General features: G+C 65.0%; 1 protein-coding gene. It reads right to left on the bottom strand.

Annotation, left to right across the window (positions count from 1 at the left end):
- Positions 1-253: 253 nt before the first annotated feature.
- The coding region (locus IEY79_RS37040; RefSeq protein WP_189112050.1) for an amino acid adenylation domain-containing protein at positions 254-1519 on the bottom strand (1266 nt) is incomplete at its 5' end.

The raw sequence follows: 1519 nt of genomic DNA, 5'->3' as shown, positions 1-1519 counted from the left end.
ACCCGACAACTCATCCAAAAACCACAACCGCTCCTGACCAAACGACACCACCCCACCACCCGAACCGGGGACTGGGTGTTTTGACGCCGCCGGGACGGGCGTCTGCGTGTTGTCGACATGGGCGGCCATTCGGTACTCCTCGGTGCGATGGATGCTCAGCGAGATTTGAGTTCAGGAAGGAATCGGCCGGGGTTGTCGTCCCAGCGGGACATCAGATGCCGCGGTCCTGTTCCAATCCCGGGCGACGGTCTCTTCAGCCTCGCCGGCGGACGGCACGTATCGGCCCCGTCTGGCCCGAGGTACCGGCCTGCGGCAGTGTCTTCCTGTCGATCTTTCCGTTGGGCAGTTGTGGCAGGGTGTCGAGGATCATCACGTGCAGCGGCACCATGTATTCGGGCAGCCGTTCGGCGAGGTAGGCCCGTAGTTCCGTCGCGTCTGCCGGGCTCAGGTTCACACCCTGCGCGTAGCCGGCCAGCCGCAGCGCGTTGTCGGTTCCCCGTGTGGTGGTCACGGCCGCCACGTCGACGCGGGGATGGGTGAGGAGTACCGTTTCGATCTCACCCGGTTCTATACGGAAACCGCGTACCTTGACCTGGGAGTCCGCGCGGCCCAGGAACTCCAGAGTCCCGTCGGGCAGCCATCGGGCCAGGTCTCCTGTGCGGTAGAGCCGCCCACCGACGGTTCCGGAGAAAGCATCGGGCACGAACTTCTCCGCCGTCAGAACCGGGCGTTCACGGTAACCGAGAGCGACGCCGGGACCGCCGAGGAACACTTCACCCGGCACACCCACCGGTGCGAGACCTCCGAACCGGTCCACCACCCAGGCCTGCGTATTCCTGATCGGGGAGCCGATGCGTGCCGCGGTCATGGACCCCGCCCGCAGTGGCTCGCACGTCGAATAGGTGGTCACCTCAGTAGGTCCGTAAACATTGTGGAAACGGGTGTCACCCGTCGCCATCGCGCGCCTGACCACCTCGGGATTGATGGCCTCACCGCCGATATACACCTGGTCCACCGAAGCGAACACATCAGGCACCAGGGACACCGTGGCATGGAAGAGAGCGGTCACCATGAAAGCAGTCGTCACCCCTTCCGAGCGCAACAGCGCGCGCAGCGACTCAGGAGCCGTCACCACCTCGGGCGGGACGATCACCAGGCATCCGCCGTTCAGCAGCGCACCCCACACCTCGAACACCAGCGGGTCGAAAGACGCGGAACTCGTCTGAGCCATCACCGAGGACGCGGACAACGACACATAGTCGGTGTCACAGACCAGCCGGATCACCGCCGAATGCGGTATCAGAGCACCCTTCGGCCGGCCGGTCGAACCCGACGTGTAGAGCAGACACGCAGGACTGACGGGCAAGACACCCTCAACCCTGTCCCCGGCCGTCTCCGACACGACCCGCACCGGTTCAGCCTTGCGGATGTCGACGGTCACACGGCCATCAAGCGGCAGCCGCTCGAAGAGCTCCTCATGACCCACCACCACCCGGGCACCGGAATCCTCCAGCATGAA

This window comes from Streptomyces camponoticapitis (assembly GCF_014646115.1).
Classification (GTDB): Bacteria; Actinomycetota; Actinomycetes; order Streptomycetales; family Streptomycetaceae; genus Streptomyces; species Streptomyces camponoticapitis.
This window is presented reverse-complemented; position numbering and strand designations above follow the sequence as displayed.